This is a genomic window from uncultured Tenacibaculum sp. (assembly GCF_947498805.1).
In the GTDB taxonomy this organism is placed as follows: domain Bacteria; phylum Bacteroidota; class Bacteroidia; order Flavobacteriales; family Flavobacteriaceae; genus Polaribacter.
Genome location: NZ_CANMLT010000002.1, coordinates 462,302 through 480,348, shown reverse-complemented (window position 1 = coordinate 480,348; position 18,047 = coordinate 462,302). Strand labels below are relative to the sequence as shown.

Here is an 18,047-nt window from a genome sequence, read left to right as displayed (position 1 = left end):
TTATCTTTACATTTGCCAGCTTTTACATAAGATCCGAAATATTATGATGAAATACATTAAAAGTAAGAAGATTAACATTAAAGATGATACGCTTGCAGGTATTACAGTTTCTTTAGCAATGATACCAGAAGTAGTAGCTTTTGCTTTTGTTGCTCAAATAGATCCTTTAGTAGCTTTATCTGGAGCATTTATTATAGGTTTAATAACAGCTATTTTTGGAGGTAGACCAGGGTTAATTTCTGGTGCAGCTGGAGCGGTAGCGGTTATTTTTGTTAATATGATTGCTGAAGGGCATAAAAAAGGGATGCTTTTTGATGCGCCTATTGATAATATGGGGTATTACTATTTGTTAGGTGCTGTTATATTAATGGGGCTTATTCAAGTTGGAGCAGGGGTTTTAAAATTAGGACGTTTTGTTCGTTTAATACCACATCCTGTAATGATGGGGTTTGTGAATGGATTAGCAATTGTTATTTTTATTGCTCAAGTAAAAATGTTTTCACATAAAGAACTGAGTATTTCTGCAGAAGGTGTAAAGGAATATACGAACATTTTTATGCAAGGTTCAGAATTATATACAATGTTAGGTTTGGTACTTTTAACTATGGGAATAATTTGGGGGTTACCTAAACTAACCAAAAAGGTACCTGCTGCTTTAACAGCAATTTTAATTACAACAGCTATTGTAGTAATTTTCGGAATTGATGTTAGTACTGTAGGATCTTATATTAGAGAAGGTGGAGGAGATGGTTTATCAGGAAAATTTCCAACACCTAATTTAGAATTATGGCAAAACTTACCATTTAATTTAGATACACTTTCGTTTATTTTACCATATGCATTTTTAGCTGCTTCAGTAGGTTTGATAGAATCTTTAATGACTATGAATTTAGTAGATGAATTAACAGATTCTAGAGGAAACGGAAATAAAGAATGTGTGGCTCAAGGAGCAGGGAATATTGTAAGTGGATTGTTTGGAGGTACTGGAGGATGCGGTATGATTGGTCAGACCGTAATTAATATCAATGCGGGAGGAAGAGGACGTCTTTCTGGAGTGATGATGGCCTTAACATTATTAACCTTTATTTTATTTGCAGATAAGTATATAGAACAAGTACCTATTGCTGCATTAGTAGGAGTAATGTTTATGATGGTAATAGAAACATTTGCTTGGTCTAGTTTCAGAATTATGAATAAAATTCCAAAATCAGATGCATTTGTACTAATTATAGTTTCTGCGGTTACAGTGGTATTTGATTTAGCAATTGCTGTGTTTGTTGGAGTAATTATTTCGGCATTAGTCTTTGCATGGGAAAATGCAAAAAAGATTAGAGCTCGTAAGAGAATGAAAGACGATGGAACCAAAGTTTATGAAATTTGGGGACCTTTATTCTTTGGAAGTATTACAGCATTTAATGAGAAGTTTGATGTAAAAAATGATCCAAATACGGTAGAAATTGATTTTGTAGAGTCGAGAGTTTCAGATCATTCAGCAATAGAAGCAATTTTTGCATTGGTTGAAAAATACCAAGCAGTAGGAAAGAAAGTTACTTTAAAGCATTTAAGTGAAGATTGTAAAGTTTTATTATATAAGGCAAGTCCGATTTTTACAGAGGTAATCGAAGAAGATATAGAAGATCCGCGTTATCACTTAGCAGCGAATCCAGAAAAGTTTCCAAAACCTTTATCAGAATATACATTTTAATACTTAGATTATTAAAAAAATAAAAGTGGTTAGTGAATGCTAACCACTTTTTTGTTAGTATTGGCACAAAGTTTGTCTAAACCAGAAAAGGCTCAAAATGGTAAAGGGATGGATGTTTTTCATTTTAACTCCCAATTAACAAGGCAACAAGCTTATTTTATTATTTTTGAGCCATTAAAGAACGATTTTATGAAGTTTCAGAAAGCCCTTATTGTATTCCTTACCCTACTTTCAATAACCATCAATGCTCAATCTAGAAAATATAGAGCAGAAAAAGATAAGATTCATAACATTATACACACCAAATTAAAAGTTGATTTTAATTTTGAAAAGAAAGAATTGAATGGAGAGGAGTGGGTTACTTTAAAACCTCACTTTTATGAAACAGATAAATTGACATTGGATGCCAAAGCAATGAAAATTCATAAAGTAAGTTTAGATGGAACTGATTTACCTTATAATTATGATGATTTTGAGCTAAAAATAGAGCTTCCTAAAAAGTATACACGAACGGAAGAATTTACGATATATATAAAGTATACAGCGAGACCAGAAAGAGTTAAACAAAAGGGAAGTGCTGCGATTACAGACGCAAAAGGATTGTATTTTATCAATCCAAAAGGATTGGAAAAAGACAAGCCAACACAAATCTGGACACAAGGAGAAACAGAAGCAAGTAGTTGTTGGTTTCCAACAATAGATGCACCAAATCAAAAGACTTCACAAGAAATATATATTACCGTTCCTAAAAAGTACGTAACCTTATCTAATGGAAAGCTAGAAAAACAAACAGATAATCCAAACGGAACACGCACTGACTATTGGAATTTTACTCAAAAGCATGCTCCTTATTTATTTTTTATGGGAGTAGGAGAGTATGAAATTATAAAAGACACCTACAAAAATATACCAGTAGAATACTATGTAGAGAAAGAATACGCCCCATATGCCAGAGATATTTTTGGAAATACACCGGAGATGTTAGCGTTTTTCTCAAAAATTACAGGTGTAGAATACCCATGGAATAAATATGCACAAATTGTAGGAAGAGACTATGTAAGTGGAGCAATGGAAAATACAACGGCGGTTATACATGGGGAAAAAGCATATCAAATGCCAGGGCAATTAATAGATGAAAATGTACAAGAGAACACGATTGCACACGAAGCATTTCATCATTGGTTTGGAGATTTAGTTACGACTGAAAGTTGGAGTAATTTAACCGTAAATGAGAGTTTTGCAAATTACAGTGAGTACTTATGGTTAGAGCATAAGTATGGAAGAAATGAAGCAGATGCTCATTTATTTGAAGATACACAAGCTTATAAAAGTGGCGATAACTATGACAAGCATCTTGTTCGTTTTTATTATGATGATAAAGAAGACATGTTTGATGCCGTTAGCTATAACAAAGGAGGAGCTATTTTACATATGTTACGTAACTATCTTGGAGACGAGGCTTTTTATGCAGGGTTAAATAAGTACTTAACAGATTATAAATATAAAGCTGCAGAAGCGCATCAATTACGTTTAGCTTTAGAAGAGGTTACTGGTAAAGATTTAAACTGGTTTTTTAACCAATGGTATTTTAATAGTGGTCATCCAAAATTAGACATCTCATATGACTATAATAAGTTAAGAAAAACAGTTACTGTAAATATTGTTCAAACGCAGATAAATGAATTTAAGTTTCCTTTTGCTATCGATATTTTTGAAGGAGGTAAAAGAACACGTCATAATGTTTTTGTTGAAGGAAGAGATGCTTCATTTACCTTTCCATTTACAAAACATCCAAACTTAATTCAAATTAATGCAGATGGTGTCTTATTATGTGATATTAAAGAAAATAAAGTATTGAGCGATTATATCTATCAATTAAAACATGCAGATAATTACGCACATAAAAGGGAAGCGCTATTGGAAGTTGCAAAAAGGCAAGATGATAAGAATGCTTTTAATGCTATTGCTAATGCAATGAATGACGATTTTTATAAAATAAGAGTGTTAGCTTTAGAAAACGTTAATTTGATAAATAAGCATACCAAAAAAAGAGTGATCAAAAAAATAATGGATTTAGCGAATAATGACCCTAAAACATTGGTGCAAGCCGCGGCTGTTGAAACCTTAGGGAAATTAACAGATCCAGAATTAAAATCGGTATTTGAAAAAGGACTACAGAGCAAATCATATTCGGTTTTAGGAAAATCTTTAGTGGGAATGTATTATATCGATAAGGACTTGGCTATTCAAAAGTCGAAAACATTGCCTTTAGAAGTTAAAAGAATTATTGCTACTCCGTTAACACGTATTTATTTAGAAGAAAATGATCATGACGAGTTAAGTTTTATAGCGAGTAATGTCATGGCAGGAATGTTTTTAAGTCAAAATAAAAAGATTCAATCGTTGTATAAAAAGGCATTTGATAAGATTTCTAAAAGTGATAATACAAAGGCAATCGAGAATCTTTCAAATGATATTGTTGCAAAGGGAATTCAGTATAAACAGTACAATTTTGATAAGGTAGGAGTGAATTTACTACGTCAAATGGTGCAAATGCAAAAGAAGGCAAAGCCTGCTACGTTAGAAGCAAATATGGACGCGATTCAGAAGGCTATGGCAAAAATACTTGAGTAGCTAAAATAGGTTACGTTGAATTCAAAGAACATTTATAATAAGATAACAGTAAAACATTTAAATAAAAGTATTTCTGAATTGTATTATGCAATTCTGTTAATTGTATTTTTAAATGTTGTTATAGGGTTGCTTGTTGCTTTAATTGAAGATTCTTTGAATAAGAGAACTTTAACTCCCTTTGTTTTATTCTTTTTACCTGTAGGATTTTATCTATTTATAGCAATAAGAACTAAGTTAAATACACTGAGCTATAAAGTGTATCTTTTTACAGGGGTATGTTATATTTTCTTATGTTTTATTGAGTTTAATAAAGGTTACTCTTTAGAAACATTCATGAGTGTTTATCGGAAGAAAGGTAATAATACACATCCTATGAGTTATGTCATGCAACTTGTACCATTGCTATATAAAAGTTTTAAAGTTGGACTTTCATTAGTGTTTTTTAAAATAGCATATTTAGTGTATAAGTATCATAAAATGCACTCCCTCATAAAGTAAATGCTTGTATGGTAGTGTTATATAAAAAACCAATTGTAATGTTATTAGAATAATAGATAGAAATAAGTATTTTTGGCACAAATCTTGACTAGCTTAGCTAAACTTATACTTATGAAGAAAACTACTATACTATTATTTATTTCCTCTTTAGTTATTATGTCTTGTAGTAGTGTGAAATCTACGCAGAAGGCAATTAACACCGGGAATTATGAAAAAGCCATCGCATTATCGGTTGAAAACTTGTCTAAAAATAAAACAAAGGAGAAGAATCAACCATATATAGTAATGTTAGAGGAGGCTTTTATAAAAGCTGTTGAGCGCGATGAAGCAAGATTATCTTTCTTACAAAAGGAAAACAATCCAGCAAACTTAAAAACAATTTACAATCTTTTTCAAGATTTGAAATTCAGACAAGAAAAAATTAGGCCATTATTACCTTTAAAATTAATGTCTGGAAGATATGCTACGTTTGATTTTGTGAACTATGACGATGCAATTATTCAGGCAAAAGAAGATTATGTAGCGCATTTATATGATAATGGAAAGGCAATATTTGAGGAGGGTAGAAAAAACAAAATCAATTATCGTAGAGCTTATCAAGAGTTGAGTAATGTAGATAGAATTGCGCCGAATTATAAGGATGTGAGAAGTATGTTAGAAGAGTCTCATATTAAAGGAACTGATTACGTATTTGTATCAGTGTATAATGAAACCAATCAAATTATTCCTAGAAGATTAGAAAGAGATTTATTAGCGATAGATACTTATGGATTAAACGATTTTTGGACAGTGTATCATTCGCAAAGAGTAAAGGAAGTTCAATATGACTTTGATTTGGAGTTAAACTTTAGAAGAATACAAGTATCACCAGAACAAATCCGAGAAAAAGAAATTATTAAGGAGCTTAAGATTAAAGATGGATTTAAATATCTTTTAGATGATAATGGAAATTATGTTAAAGATAGTTTAGGGAACAAAATTAAGGTTGATAAATTCATTACAGCGCGTTGTAAGTTTTATAGATTTACGCAATTTAAGAGTAGTAGAGTAACTGGAGTGGTGAAGTATATAGATAATAGAACAAATCAATTATTAGAACAATTTCCGTTAAATAGTGAGTTCGTTTTTGAACATAGTTATGCCGATTATGATGGTGATAAAAGAGCTTTAGAAGAGTCTTTTTTAGACTTAATTAGAATTGAAAGAGTACGTTTTCCATCAAATGAACAAATGGTATACGATACCGGAACTGATATCAAAGAAAAACTAAAACATATAATTACTAGAAATAAATTTAGAAATTAGTCTTGTAAAACTCCTGTTAACTCAGGAGTTTTTTATTTTTACCATATGGATCTATTTTCTCAATTCGATAGCAAACCTAAAAACTTACTTCCAAAAGATGGAACAGTTCATTATCACGGACTAGTGTTATCTAAGGCGCAATCAGATTTGTATCATGATTATTTGTTAAATGAAATTGAATGGCGTAATGATGAGGCGATCATTTTTGGAAAACGAGTGGTAACTAAACGTAAAGTGGCTTGGTATGCTGAAGAAGCCTTTGAGTATTCGTATTCCAATACAACAAAAGTAGCTTTACCCTTTACCAAAGAGTTGTTAGCACTAAAAGAACTGGTAGAAAAAGAAACCAATGAAACCTATAATTCTTGCTTGTTGAATTTATATCATGATGGTTCTGAAGGAATGGCTTGGCATAGCGATGGAGAAAAGGATTTAAAAAAGAATGGAGCAATAGCATCCTTAACCTTTGGAGCAGAGCGTAAATTCGGATTTAAACACAAACAAACCAAAGAAGTAGTTTCTCTAATACTTCAGCATGGTTCATTATTAGTAATGAAGGATGAAACACAAACGCATTGGTTGCATCGTTTACCACCTACAAAAAAAGTACACAGACCAAGAATAAACCTAACTTTTAGAACAATTACAAGGTAAAAACATCCTTGATATTGGCTACTTTAAAACCATTACGTATAACTTCTTTATATTCTTGGTTAGATGAATTTAATAAAGGATTGGTATGATTGAAATGGATAAAAATCACTTTCTTCTTTTCACTTTTTTCAAGCTGACCAAATTTAGTCATACTTTCACTTACGAAGGGATGCGGAATCTCAGAAATATCTCTATTATTAATTTCCTTTCCATCAAAGAAAGTAGCATCTAAAAACGCATAATCTACTTTTTTAATCTCTTCAATAATATTCTTGTTCCATTTTTCCCATTTATCAATATCTGGAATAAATAGCGCTGTTTTATTTGGGCCTTTAATTTTGTATCCTACTGTTTCAGAAAATTCATCACGATGAGGAACTGTAAAAGGAGTAATTTTAATATGATTAGTTAAGGCAAATTCTTGTTCATTTTTAAGAGGTTTTATTTCGATATTATTGTTTAAAACCAATTGACTCCAAGGCCCATTATTTTTAAGGAAATCTCTCATTTTGGGCATTGCATATGTTGCAATTTTATTAGCGTTCATTGCCTCTTTACCAAAAAACATTAATCCAGCATAGTGACCAATATGAGCGTGTGTTAGAAATACGCCATCCGGAGCTTCATTCTTAAAATTATTTAGTTGGTGTAGTAATCTAATTTGATCTCCAATATTTGGAGTAGCTTCAAAAAGAAATTTTTTGTTTGATTTTGGATCGATTAGCCCGAGAGAAGTTACTTTTCTCGATAAGTCGGGAGAAGTAAATAAATCTTTGCAACATTCTTTTTTACAAGTTATCTGAGGAGATCCAGCATCTTGCACTGTTCCTAGCACAACAATGGAAACCTCTTTGATAGGTTGCTCATTTTGGGTACAAGAAATACATAGTAACAGTAATAGAATGGCAAATTTAGATTTCATAATTAATTCATTTTTTCAAAGAAAGTAGTTTCATAGTTTGGAAGTAACTCAGGCTGAGTAATCTTGATAATGTCTTTTAAAACTAAATCAGGCCTTACAGGAGCTAATTCAAAATAAATGGTTCCACCTGTACTACCTTTTTTAAGGTTAGGCGTATAGACCTGACCATTTTTAAATGCATTAAATTGCTGGTAGTTTGTATTACTTTGCAACATCTCTTCTTTTGTGTTAAAATAACCAGGAGCTATCCATACATCTGCATTTTGAGCTTTGTCTAACACACTTTCAAAACTTAAAGACAAGCTACCTCTTCCTTTGGTATCTTTCCATAAATAGTTCAAGTTAGCATCATGCAAATACTGAGCTACAAAGCTTTCACCTGCAGGTAAGTTCCACACTTCACTATTCATAATAGCACCAGATAATATAGAAGGTTGTTTGTTTGATTTAAAGGCTAATTTTTTAGCCGCTATATAATCACTTTCAATTTTATTAAAAATACTGTCAGCTTCTTTTTCTTTGTTTAATAATAAACCAAAAAACTTAATCCATTCTGCTCTTCCTAATGGGGTTTCTTCAAGCCATCCACCATGCATCATTACAGGAATTCCAGATTTTTCAATTGTTTTGTAGGATTTACTAATATTACTTACAGAATAACCAACTACCAATTCAGGTTGTAGATCAATCAAAATTTCGGTGTTAAGCGATGCTTCTTTACCTATTTCGGCAATGTTTCCATTATCTACAAGTTTTCTTGTTTTTTCAGAAGAGATGTATCTTGTATGAGGAAAACCGATAATAGAATTTTCTTTACCTAATAACTCAATCATTGGAATATGAGTGGTTGAAGTAACTACAAGCTTCTCAATAGGAACGTGAATAGTGTTGGGTTGTTTTGTTGTTGAAATTGTATATTCAAAAGTTTCTCTAGCGTTTTGATAAGGCTTTTTAATAATTAATGTGGTCGTTGACTCATTTTTAATAATATCAAATCCTTTGGCATACTTAATCTCAGAAGAAGCTTTCTTTTGCAGGCTTTTTTCATCTTTAGCTGTTTTCTTACATGAAATAAAACAGGTTAATAAGGCTACAAGAAAATAGTTTTTCATACTTAAAGTTTTCAGCAAGATTACAAAACTATTTTGTAATAACAATTTTTGAAGTACATTTGCGGCGATTTTGGTTTTGTACTTATGGTTTCTCATAAGTCAAATTAAAAGGGAATTCGGTGTAAATCCGAAACTGTTCCCGCAACTGTAAGCTATAAAGCTTGTAACTAAGACTTTTACCACTGTTAAAAACGGGAAGGTAAGTTACAAGACGCAAGTCAGGAGACCTGCCACAATCAGAATAAGTAAAACTTTCGGGACAAAAGTTAATGTACTTAAACCTATTACGTACAAAAATTTAACCTGATTAATTGTAAAATTAAATCATTAACAATGAAAAAACAATTACTAATTGTTGGTGCAATTGCTATGTCTTTAGCAAGCACAAAATCTTTTGCTCAAGAGCAAGAGAACACTGAAAAGTTAGATGAAGTTGTGGTAACTGCAACTAAAATCAAAACAAGTAAGAAAAATATTGGAAAAGTAGTTTATAAGTTAACGTCTAAGCAAATTGAAGAAAGACAAGGAAAAAGCTTAGTAGAAATTTTAAACGAAGTTCCAGGAATTGAAATTAACGGTAGTCAAAGTAACCGTGGACAAAATTTAGGGGTTTATATTCGTGGGGGTAGAAACAAACAAGTAGCAGTTTTAATTGATGGAGTGAATGTAAATGATCCGTCATCTATTGCTGGTGATTTTGATTTAAGACAATTAGATTTAAATCAAGTAGAATCTATTGAAGTATTAAAAGGAGCTTCTTCTGTATTATATGGTTCTGGTGCAGCAACTGGAGTTATTAATATTATTTTAAAGAAATCATCAAAGAAAGCTTTTGAAGGAACTTTTACAACTTCTTTTGGTAGTAACAGATCAGCAGAGCATACTAAAGTTGCTGTAGATGAAATTCAAGCAAACTTTAATTTTAATGGTACAGTAGGTAAGTTCGATTACTTAGTAGGTTTAAATGCAAACAGTTCTTCTGGTTTATCTGCTATTGAAAATATAGATCCAAATACTCCAAATCAAGAAGATAAGTTTTATCGTCAAAATGCATTATTAAGAGTAGGATATAATGTAACAAAAAGATTAAGAGTAGGAATTGAAGGTAGCTTTAATGCTTTTAACAATGAGTTTGATTCTTCTTTCCCAGCTGGAGATGCTGACTTTTTCGCTGATACAAAGCAACACAGAGCGGTATTTAGTACTGACTTCAAATATGCAAAAGGAGAGTTAAAAGCAAGAGCATTTTTTACAGATATCGATAGAGAATCTAATTCTTTTGGAGGAAGTGTATTTAATGGAGAAGTAAAAGGCTTTGATGTGTTTAATAGCTATAGATTAACACAAACATTCTCTGTGATTACTGGTGTTACAGGACAGTTTCAAGATATGTTACAAGAAGCATCTTTTAGTAATATAGGTAAAGGAACAGCAAAGCAACATTTTTATGACCCTTATGTTTCTGCAAACTATAATACAGATAGATTTAATATTAATGCAGGGGTAAGAACAAACATACACAATGAATACGGAACACACTTCGTATATAACATTAACCCATCATACAACTTTGAAGTTTTAGACGGGAAAAACTTAAAAATATTTGCTTCATATGGTACTGCGTTTATAGCACCAACATTATCAGAAATTTTTAACAAAGCAGATACTGTAGATCAATTAAAGCCAGAAGAAGACTTTACAGTAGAAGGAGGTTTTGAATTTGATGTTTTAGATAATTTAACGTTAAATGCAACTTACTTCTATAGAGAAGAAACAGATAAAGTTGTTTGGAATGCAGGTAGATATTTAAACAACTTAGGTACTTTTAACTTAAAAGGTATCGAAGCAAACGTTACCTATGCACCAATTAAGGAGTTAACAATCTTAGCTGACTATACTTTCATAAATATTGATGGAGGTACTAGTATAATTAATTTACCAAAGCAAAAATTTGGAGTAAGAGCTAATTATCAAGTAGCACCAAAAACTTTTACAAGTGTTTCTTATAGGTTTACTGGAGAGAGAGAGACTTTTGGAGGTACTTTAGATTCATATAGTTTAGTGGATTTATTTGTAAATCATAAAATATTAAAAGATAAAATTACATTATTTGGAAGTTTAACAAATGTGTTAAATGAAAATTTCCAAGATGTAAATGCATATACTGCTAGAGGAAGAAACTTTAACCTAGGATTAAGAGTTCAGTTTTAATAGGTTTCCTAAATGCAAATTTAAAACCCATGATAAATTTTATCATGGGTTTTTTTATATAAACTTTTTCTTGATTTCTTTTGTAGGAATCATACATTCTTCTCTTTTTCCAAACCATTTATACCTATTTCTTGCAATAAAATCATAAACTAGATCTCTTAAAGGCCTTGGGAAAATATATAAAACTTGACTTAGTTTCCAAATACCACCAAAGTTATTCATGATTTTTAGAGCCGCAGTAGATTTGATATCATAGGAAATATTGGGTTCATATAATACGATAGAATCAATTTTAGAAGTGTCAATACGCAAATGATCAACGATTCTTTTGCCTGTATCGGATTGTAACGAGGTAAATAGAAAGGAGTTACTTTTATCGTATTTAATAATCGTTAAAATGGAATTATTGCAAAAATTACAAACTCCATCAAACAATATAATTTTTTTATCTTTATAAATGTCAGTCATTTAAGTGGAAATGATAAGTGAAATTCAAATTTATAAATAAGTTTTGTAACATTATTAAAAAAGAAGCGTCTAGTATACAGTAGTTGATGCTTCAGCTATAAAAATGTTAGATAATAACCAATTTGCTATAAAATAACTAACTAATGATACGTATAGAAAACCTGCACAAATCCTATCCTATAGGTAAAGATTCACTTCATGTATTAAAAGGATTAGACTTGCACATTAAAGAGGGTGAGTTTGTATCTATTATGGGATCTTCTGGGTCTGGTAAGTCTACTTTACTAAACATTGTAGGGTTGTTAGATAACCATGATGAAGGAAACTATTATTTAAATGGTCAATTAATTGAAGATTTAAATGAGAAAAAAGCAGCAGTACTTCGTAATAAATTTTTAGGATTTGTATTCCAGTCGTTTAACTTAATATCTTATAAAACAGCATTAGAAAATGTGGCACTTCCACTTTACTATAAAGGTATTAGTAGAAAAGAACGATTAAAAACAGCATTAGATTATTTAGAAAAAGTTGGATTAAAAGATTGGGCGAATCATTTACCCAATGAACTTTCAGGAGGGCAAAAGCAAAGAGTTGCCATTGCAAGGGCTTTAGTAACACAGCCAAAAGTAATTTTGGCAGATGAGCCAACAGGAGCATTAGATTCTAGTACAACAGATTCTGTAATGGATTTGTTAAAGGAAATTAACGATGATGGTATTACCGTTTTTGTAATTACACACGAGGAAGATGTAGCAGAGCAAACGAATAGAGTAGTTCGTTTAAAAGATGGAGTGATTATTAGTGATGAGTTAACAGAGGTCTATAAAAGTAAAGCTAAAGCCGTTTAATTATGTTTGATTTAGATCGCTGGAGAGAAATCTTCCAAAGTATAAATAAAAACAAGTTACGTTCTGTATTATCTGGCTTTACAGTAGCATTTGCTATTTTGTTATTTACGTTGTTGTTCGGAATCGTTTCTGGACTACAAAATCAATTTAAAACTGCCTTTGTAGATGATGCTACCAATGCAATGTTTGTAAGAGTATGGAAAACTTCAAAGCCTTACAAAGGATTACAAACGGGTAGAAGAATTCAGTTAAAGAATAAGGATTTAAACTATGTAAAAGATAGTTACGAAGATAAAATTCAACATTTAACTGCAAGAATTTACAAGAGTGTAAATATTGCATATAAAAACAAACAAAACAATTATCAATTAAGAGCAGTACATCCAGATCATCAGTTTTTAGAAAAAACGATCATGGATGAAGGACGCTACATTAATGAGTTGGATTTAAAAAATAAATCTAAGGTAATGGTAATTGGTAGGTTAGTTAAGCAAGATTTGTTCGGAGAAAAGCCTGCACTTGGAAAACAATTAAATGTTGATGGGATTTCATATAAAGTAATCGGAATCTTTTCAGATAAAGGAGGAGATAATGAAGAACGTTTAACGTACATGCCAGTAACAACTGCGCAGAAATTATATGGTAATAATGATTATATCAGTCAAATAAATATTGGTTATGATCCAAAATTAAGCTTAGATCAAGCTATTACTTTTGGTAACCGCCTAGAAAAAGATTTAAGAAAGAAATTAGACATTCATCCAGATGATCAAAGTGCACTTTCTGTAAGAAATATGGCAGAAGCAAATAAAGGAATTAATCAATTTATGTTTGCCCTGTACTTTATCGTAATCTTTGTGGGGTCTGGTACATTAATAGCAGGAATCATTGGAATTAGTAATATTATGATTTTTGTGATTAAAGAACGAACAAAAGAGTTTGGAATTCGTAAAGCATTAGGAGCAAAACCATCTTCAATTATTGGAATGGTAATCCAAGAATCTATTTTAATTACTACGATAGCAGGATATTTAGGTTTAACATTAGGAACTTATATATTAAGTGCTATAGGAGATAGTTTAGAAGAGTTTTTTATAAAGGATCCAAGTGTAAGTCCTGGTATCGTAATAGGAGCAACGATTATCTTGATTTTATCAGGGTTGCTGGCTGGATATTTACCAGCAAAGAAGGCAGCAAAAATTAAACCTATTGTAGCACTAAGAGCAGATTAATTATGAAGTTTTTATTTGATTCAGATACTTGGCAAGAGATTTACGGTAGTATTCGTAAAAACAAACTAAGAACAGGTATTACCATTATAGGAGTTTTATGGGGAATATTCATTTTAGTAGTTTTATTAGGAGCTGCTCGTGGAATGGAGAATAACTTTAAAAGGATATTTGGTGATTTTGCAACCAATAGTGTTTTTATTTGGACACAGAGAACAGACATGCCTTTTAAAGGTTTTCAGAAAGGGAGAAGGTTTAATTTAACTTTTAAAGATATTGAAGCTTTAAAAAGAGAATATAAGGATGAAATCAAGTTTTTGGCTCCAAGAAACCAAACCAATGGTAATGTTGTAAGAAATTTTAAATCGGGTGCATTTCAGGTAAGTGGAGATTATCCTATCTTAGATAAAATTCAAAAGAAAGATTTAATTTATGGTAGATTTATCAACCAAAATGATATCAATAATATAGCTAAGGTTTGTGTAATTTCAGAAGACATTTATAAACAGTTATTCGATAAAGATGAAATGCCTATTGGGCAATATGTAAAGATTGCTGAAATTAACTATAAAGTAGTAGGAGTATATAAAAGAGCTGCGGGAATTGATTTAGATGGAGATACAGCATATATACCATTTACAACTTTTCAAAAAGTATATAATACTGCAAATAATATCGATTGGATGACGGTTACAGCGAATGAAGGGTACGATATTATTCAATTGGAAAAGGATTTAGTATTAACTCTTAAAAATTTGCATAAAGTGCATCCTGATGATAAAAGAGCTTTTGGTTCTTTTAATTTAGGAGATCGAATTGATAAACTGAATGGTTTTTTAAAGGGAATGCAATTTTTAACATGGTTTGTAGGTATTGCTACATTAATTGCAGGGGTATTTGCAATTGGTAATATCCTATTAATTACCGTAAAAGAACGTACCAAAGAAATAGGAATACGTAGAGCATTAGGAGCAACACCAAGTAGCATTAGAAGACAGATAATATTAGAATCGGTTTTTTTAACGACAATCGCGGGAATGTTAGGGATTGTTTTCGGAGGAATAATATTATATGTACTTGATGTAACCGTGGGTAGTGGAGATGATCCAACCCTTGTAAACCCAACAGTAAACATACCAATTGTCATGTTAGCATTTTTTATATTGGTGGTTTTAGGAACCGTAATAGGACTAATTCCAGCACACATGGCAACAATTATTAAACCAATAGAAGCACTAAGAGAAGAATAAAAAAGTAACAATCAATTAATCATGAGTAAAAGAGCAAAAATTATTTTAGGAGTTGTATTACTACTATTTGTAATCATACTAATTTGGTTAGGAAAGAAAAATCAAAAGAGTGTAATTACGTATGAAACGGAAAAACCATTTAAAACTACCATTGTTAAGAAAGCGGTAGCTACAGGTAAAGTAATACCTTTAGAGGAAGTAGAAATAAAGCCACAGATTTCTGGAATTATCGATAAAGTATATTTAGAAGAAGGAGCTATTGTAAAGGCAGGTGATTTAATAGCTACAGTTAGAGTAGTACCTAATGAACAATCTTTACAAAGCGCGAAGGGAAGAATCAATTCTGTTCAAATTCAATTAAATAATGCAAAAACACAATACGAAAGAAACAAGGCATTATTTGATAAAGGGGTAATTTCTAGTCAACAATTTGAAGCGTCTGAGTTATCATTTAACCAAGCTAAGAACGACTTACGCAATGCTCAAAATGATTATCAAATTATTAGAAAAGGATCAGCTGGATCTGCAGGTGCGAATACAAATATTAGAGCAACAACCTCTGGTATGATCGTAGAGATTCCTGTAAAGAAAGGATACCAGGTAATTCAATCAAATAACTTTAATGCAGGAACAACAATTGCTACAATTGCCGACATGACTAAAATGATTTTCGAAGGAAAGGTAGATGAATCAGAAGTTGGTAAATTAGTCAGAGGTTCTAATATTGACGTATCATTAGGAGCTATTGAAAATAAAAAGTTCCCTGCAATATTAAACTTTATAGCACCAAAAGGAACAGAAGAAAATGGAGCGGTTCAGTTTAAGATTAAAGCAGATGTAACCTTAGATGATCAATATTTCGTAAGAGCAGGTTATAGTGCTAATGCTGATATCGTATTAGATAAAAAAGATAGCATCTTATCTATTAAAGAATCTTTATTAAGATTTGACAAGAAAACGGAAGAACCTTATGTTGAAGTTAAAACAGGAGAAGATAGTTTTGAAAAGAAGACTTTAAAGTTAGGTATTTCAGATGGAGTTAATGTTGAAGTATTAGATGGAGTAGGAGTAGACGAAGAGATTAAAATATGGAACAAAGCTTCTAAAGACGATAAGAAAAATAATAGCTAATAAATTATAATTAGTTTTTAAAAAAGCAGCTCTAAAATAGAGCTGCTTTTTTTATACGTCTAGATTAAAATTATACTATTAAAACATGACATGTGATAACCTTTTAAAAGCTCGTTTTAAGGACAAAACCATTTTAATAGTTCACTTTATGTAGTTAAAAAGAAATAATAGAAACCAAGTACTTTAAAGTTGGTTTAATTGATATAAAGCAAGAGTTGAAATAATTAAAGCATTAAATTACTACGTAGGAGGTATTGTTTTTTACTTGGTTAAATAGGTTATAGTTATGTATCATACTTTAGAGAAGCGATTAACTCAATTATATACACGTATAAGAATTAAAAGAAAAGGTTAGAGTAGAGGAGAAGCCAAATTATAAATAAGTTAACATCGGATACAAAAAGAGAGCAATAAAGTATTGTAATACTATTAACGCGTTTTAAATATAGCTATTAAATGATTTAGTATGTTTATGGCTAATAGTTTTATATATAAACGCTAAAAAGCCCTAAGATTAGTTCTTAGGGTTTTTTAGATGAGTATTGTTATGAATTACATTGAGTAATTATTTATTCATTGTCTAACTTTTTGGTTAAGTTGAAACCAATAAATAATGCTGCTCCTGCACAAATGAAGATTGATGATACAAAGAATACTTCTGAATCTACAGCATTACTTGGACGCATATCCCATGGACCATTATAACCAAACATTGAAGCCAATAATGCTCCGAATAAAACACCAACTCCGATTCCCATAGCTAATAAAGCCAAGTTTAAAATAATAACTCTTCCTGTTAAAGTTGAACGCTTTTTTTCTCCTTGCATAAATATTTTAGCATCTACACCTTTTTCTATTAAAGCTAAACGTTCTTTATTTCTTGTTGAATAGAATAAATAAAAGATTCCGAAGATTACTGCGAACAAGAACATAAATACAATTGCTACTTCCATATTTTTGATTTTAAATGATTATTTTTAATTTGTTTGAAGGTATGACTGTCTGCTTTTTAAAAAGGTTACAAAAAAATAAAAAAAAATAATTTTTAAAAAATGTGTAACCTTTTTTGACAGGAATATGTCATAGATATAAAACTAACTATTATTAACGATCAAGCTTACATAGAACTAATCCTAAAAGGAGATACGAATGCTTTCGCTTTTCTAGTAGATAAGTATAAAACGATGGTATTTTCTTTGGCTTATAAGATGTTGGAAAGTAAGGAAGAAGCAGAAGAGGTTTCTCAAGATACTTTTATCAAAGCTTATAAGAATTTGAGTAAGTTTAAAGGTGAATCAAAGTTTTCTACATGGATTTATAAAATAGCCTATAGAACCTGTTTAGATAGCTTAAAAAAGAGAAAGAATAAATATAATACAGATACAATAGATGAAGTAACCATCAATAAGATACAAACAACAGAAGGTGTTTTAGACACTTTAGAACGAAAAGAACGTGCATTGATTATTGAAAAGTGCATGAAAGACCTTCCGGAAGATGAACGTTCAATTTTATGGATGTTTTATTTTGAAGAGCTAAGTTTAAAAGAAATTATTGAGGTAACGGATTTTTCAGAAGCCAATGTAAAAGTGAAATTGCATCGAGCTAGAAAAAGATTGTTATCTATTGTAAAACAAAAAGTAGAACCCGAATTAATTAATCATTATGGGAGAAAATAAACATATTGAAGAATTAGATGCTTTTACCAAAAAGTATATAAAAGAATTAGATGCAAAGGAGCCATCGATAGACTTTACAGTAAATATTATGCAAAGTATTTTGCAAACTGAAAACGCTGAAGTATTTAAAGCAACTCCTTTAATATCCAAAAAGGTTTGGGGAGTATTATTCACAATATTAGTAGTGTCGATTGTTTACGTATCTAGAGGTACTTCTTTGAACTGGGTAAAAATGCCTAAGAAAATATTAGACTATATTCCACAGATACAAATGCCAGATTTATTTAAAAACATAAGTATTTCTAATACAGTATTGTATGTTTCTTTTCTTTTTACAATAATGATTTTTTTACAAATCTTTTTCCTAAAAAATCATTTTACAAGAAAGTACAACCTATAAT

At 30.8% G+C, this 18,047-nt stretch carries 15 protein-coding genes and 1 riboswitch; of the genes, 11 read left to right on the top strand and 4 right to left on the bottom strand.

Annotation, left to right across the window (positions count from 1 at the left end; all coding sequences use genetic code 11):
- The first annotated feature begins 43 nt into the window (after positions 1-43).
- From Q0873_RS05140 to Q0873_RS05125, 4 genes are all read left to right on the top strand, one after another.
- Positions 44-1,705 (top strand): SulP family inorganic anion transporter, encoded by a 1,662-nt coding sequence (locus tag Q0873_RS05140; RefSeq protein WP_299104828.1) that lies wholly within the window; start codon positions 44-46, stop codon positions 1,703-1,705.
- A 36-nt stretch (positions 1,706-1,741) separates the two neighbouring features.
- On the top strand, positions 1,742-4,339 hold the full coding sequence (locus Q0873_RS05135) for a M1 family metallopeptidase (protein ID WP_299104827.1): 2,598 nt from the start codon (positions 1,742-1,744) through the stop codon (positions 4,337-4,339).
- A gap of 609 nt (positions 4,340-4,948) precedes the next feature.
- Positions 4,949-6,142 carry a hypothetical protein gene (locus Q0873_RS05130; RefSeq protein WP_299104826.1) on the top strand — a complete coding sequence of 398 codons (1,194 nt, stop codon included), beginning with the start codon at positions 4,949-4,951 and terminating at the stop codon, positions 6,140-6,142.
- A 45-nt stretch (positions 6,143-6,187) separates the two neighbouring features.
- Positions 6,188-6,796 carry an alpha-ketoglutarate-dependent dioxygenase AlkB gene (locus Q0873_RS05125; protein ID WP_299104825.1) on the top strand — a complete coding sequence of 203 codons (609 nt, stop codon included), beginning with the start codon at positions 6,188-6,190 and terminating at the stop codon, positions 6,794-6,796.
- Here Q0873_RS05125 and Q0873_RS05120 read toward each other — a convergent pair.
- Positions 6,786-7,718, bottom strand: coding sequence for an MBL fold metallo-hydrolase (locus Q0873_RS05120; protein WP_299104824.1), 933 nt, complete (start codon positions 7,716-7,718; stop codon positions 6,786-6,788). The genes Q0873_RS05125 and Q0873_RS05120 overlap by 11 nt on opposite strands.
- A gap of 2 nt (positions 7,719-7,720) precedes the next feature.
- Entirely contained in the window at positions 7,721-8,830 is a 1,110-nt protein-coding gene (locus Q0873_RS05115) for an ABC transporter substrate-binding protein (RefSeq protein ID WP_299104822.1), read from the bottom strand.
- A gap of 68 nt (positions 8,831-8,898) precedes the next feature.
- Positions 8,899-9,080: riboswitch (cobalamin riboswitch) on the top strand.
- An 83-nt stretch (positions 9,081-9,163) separates the two neighbouring features.
- Between Q0873_RS05115 and Q0873_RS05110 the strand changes: the two genes are divergently transcribed.
- Entirely contained in the window at positions 9,164-11,041 is a 1,878-nt protein-coding gene (locus Q0873_RS05110; RefSeq protein WP_299104821.1) for a TonB-dependent receptor plug domain-containing protein, read from the top strand.
- 54 nt (positions 11,042-11,095) lie between these two features.
- Here the strand turns inward: Q0873_RS05110 and Q0873_RS05105 are convergent, their stop codons facing one another.
- On the bottom strand, positions 11,096-11,509 hold the full coding sequence (locus tag Q0873_RS05105) for a thiol-disulfide oxidoreductase DCC family protein (RefSeq protein WP_299104820.1): 414 nt from the start codon (positions 11,507-11,509) through the stop codon (positions 11,096-11,098).
- A 143-nt stretch (positions 11,510-11,652) separates the two neighbouring features.
- Here Q0873_RS05105 and Q0873_RS05100 point away from each other — a divergent pair, with 143 nt between their 5' ends.
- From Q0873_RS05100 to Q0873_RS05085, 4 genes are read left to right on the top strand one after another with little or no spacing between them, the layout of a single operon-like run.
- The gene (locus Q0873_RS05100; RefSeq protein ID WP_299104819.1) at positions 11,653-12,357 is read left to right on the top strand and encodes an ABC transporter ATP-binding protein; all 705 of its coding nucleotides are present in this window, start codon (positions 11,653-11,655) and stop codon (positions 12,355-12,357) included.
- 2 nt (positions 12,358-12,359) lie between these two features.
- On the top strand, positions 12,360-13,589 hold the full coding sequence (locus Q0873_RS05095; RefSeq protein WP_299104817.1) for an ABC transporter permease: 1,230 nt from the start codon (positions 12,360-12,362) through the stop codon (positions 13,587-13,589).
- Positions 13,590-13,591: 2 nt separating this feature from the next.
- On the top strand, positions 13,592-14,836 hold the full coding sequence (locus tag Q0873_RS05090; protein WP_299104816.1) for an ABC transporter permease: 1,245 nt from the start codon (positions 13,592-13,594) through the stop codon (positions 14,834-14,836).
- A gap of 21 nt (positions 14,837-14,857) precedes the next feature.
- On the top strand, positions 14,858-15,967 hold the full coding sequence (locus tag Q0873_RS05085; RefSeq protein WP_299104815.1) for an efflux RND transporter periplasmic adaptor subunit: 1,110 nt from the start codon (positions 14,858-14,860) through the stop codon (positions 15,965-15,967).
- A 569-nt stretch (positions 15,968-16,536) separates the two neighbouring features.
- Here the strand turns inward: Q0873_RS05085 and Q0873_RS05080 are convergent.
- Entirely contained in the window at positions 16,537-16,920 is a 384-nt protein-coding gene (locus Q0873_RS05080) for a DUF6249 domain-containing protein (protein WP_299104814.1), read from the bottom strand.
- Positions 16,921-17,049: 129 nt separating this feature from the next.
- Between Q0873_RS05080 and Q0873_RS05075 the strand changes: the two genes are divergently transcribed.
- A complete protein-coding gene (locus tag Q0873_RS05075) occupies positions 17,050-17,646 on the top strand; it encodes a sigma-70 family RNA polymerase sigma factor (protein WP_363322537.1) in 597 nt (198 codons plus the stop codon).
- Positions 17,633-18,046, top strand: coding sequence for a hypothetical protein (locus Q0873_RS05070; protein ID WP_299104813.1), 414 nt, complete (start codon positions 17,633-17,635; stop codon positions 18,044-18,046). Before Q0873_RS05075 ends, Q0873_RS05070 begins: the two co-directional genes overlap by 14 nt.
- Position 18,047: the final 1 nt, after the last annotated feature.

Excerpts from the sequence above, each read along its gene's own strand:
- Q0873_RS05125 (WP_299104825.1), top strand. The coding sequence starts at position 6,188 with ATGGATCTATTTTCTCAATTCGATAGCAAACCTAAAAACTTACTTCCA.
- Q0873_RS05115 (WP_299104822.1), bottom strand. The coding sequence starts at position 8,830 with ATGAAAAACTATTTTCTTGTAGCCTTATTAACCTGTTTTATTTCATGT.
- Q0873_RS05100 (WP_299104819.1), top strand. The coding sequence starts at position 11,653 with ATGATACGTATAGAAAACCTGCACAAATCCTATCCTATAGGTAAAGAT.
- Q0873_RS05135 (WP_299104827.1), top strand. The coding sequence starts at position 1,742 with ATGCTAACCACTTTTTTGTTAGTATTGGCACAAAGTTTGTCTAAACCA.
- Q0873_RS05095 (WP_299104817.1), top strand. The coding sequence starts at position 12,360 with ATGTTTGATTTAGATCGCTGGAGAGAAATCTTCCAAAGTATAAATAAA.
- Q0873_RS05085 (WP_299104815.1), top strand. The coding sequence starts at position 14,858 with ATGAGTAAAAGAGCAAAAATTATTTTAGGAGTTGTATTACTACTATTT.
- Q0873_RS05140 (WP_299104828.1), top strand. The coding sequence starts at position 44 with ATGATGAAATACATTAAAAGTAAGAAGATTAACATTAAAGATGATACG.
- Q0873_RS05110 (WP_299104821.1), top strand. The coding sequence starts at position 9,164 with ATGAAAAAACAATTACTAATTGTTGGTGCAATTGCTATGTCTTTAGCA.
- Q0873_RS05080 (WP_299104814.1), bottom strand. The coding sequence starts at position 16,920 with ATGGAAGTAGCAATTGTATTTATGTTCTTGTTCGCAGTAATCTTCGGA.
- Q0873_RS05090 (WP_299104816.1), top strand. The coding sequence starts at position 13,592 with ATGAAGTTTTTATTTGATTCAGATACTTGGCAAGAGATTTACGGTAGT.
- Q0873_RS05105 (WP_299104820.1), bottom strand. The coding sequence starts at position 11,509 with ATGACTGACATTTATAAAGATAAAAAAATTATATTGTTTGATGGAGTT.
- Q0873_RS05070 (WP_299104813.1), top strand. The coding sequence starts at position 17,633 with ATGGGAGAAAATAAACATATTGAAGAATTAGATGCTTTTACCAAAAAG.
- Q0873_RS05130 (WP_299104826.1), top strand. The coding sequence starts at position 4,949 with ATGAAGAAAACTACTATACTATTATTTATTTCCTCTTTAGTTATTATG.
- Q0873_RS05120 (WP_299104824.1), bottom strand. The coding sequence starts at position 7,718 with ATGAAATCTAAATTTGCCATTCTATTACTGTTACTATGTATTTCTTGT.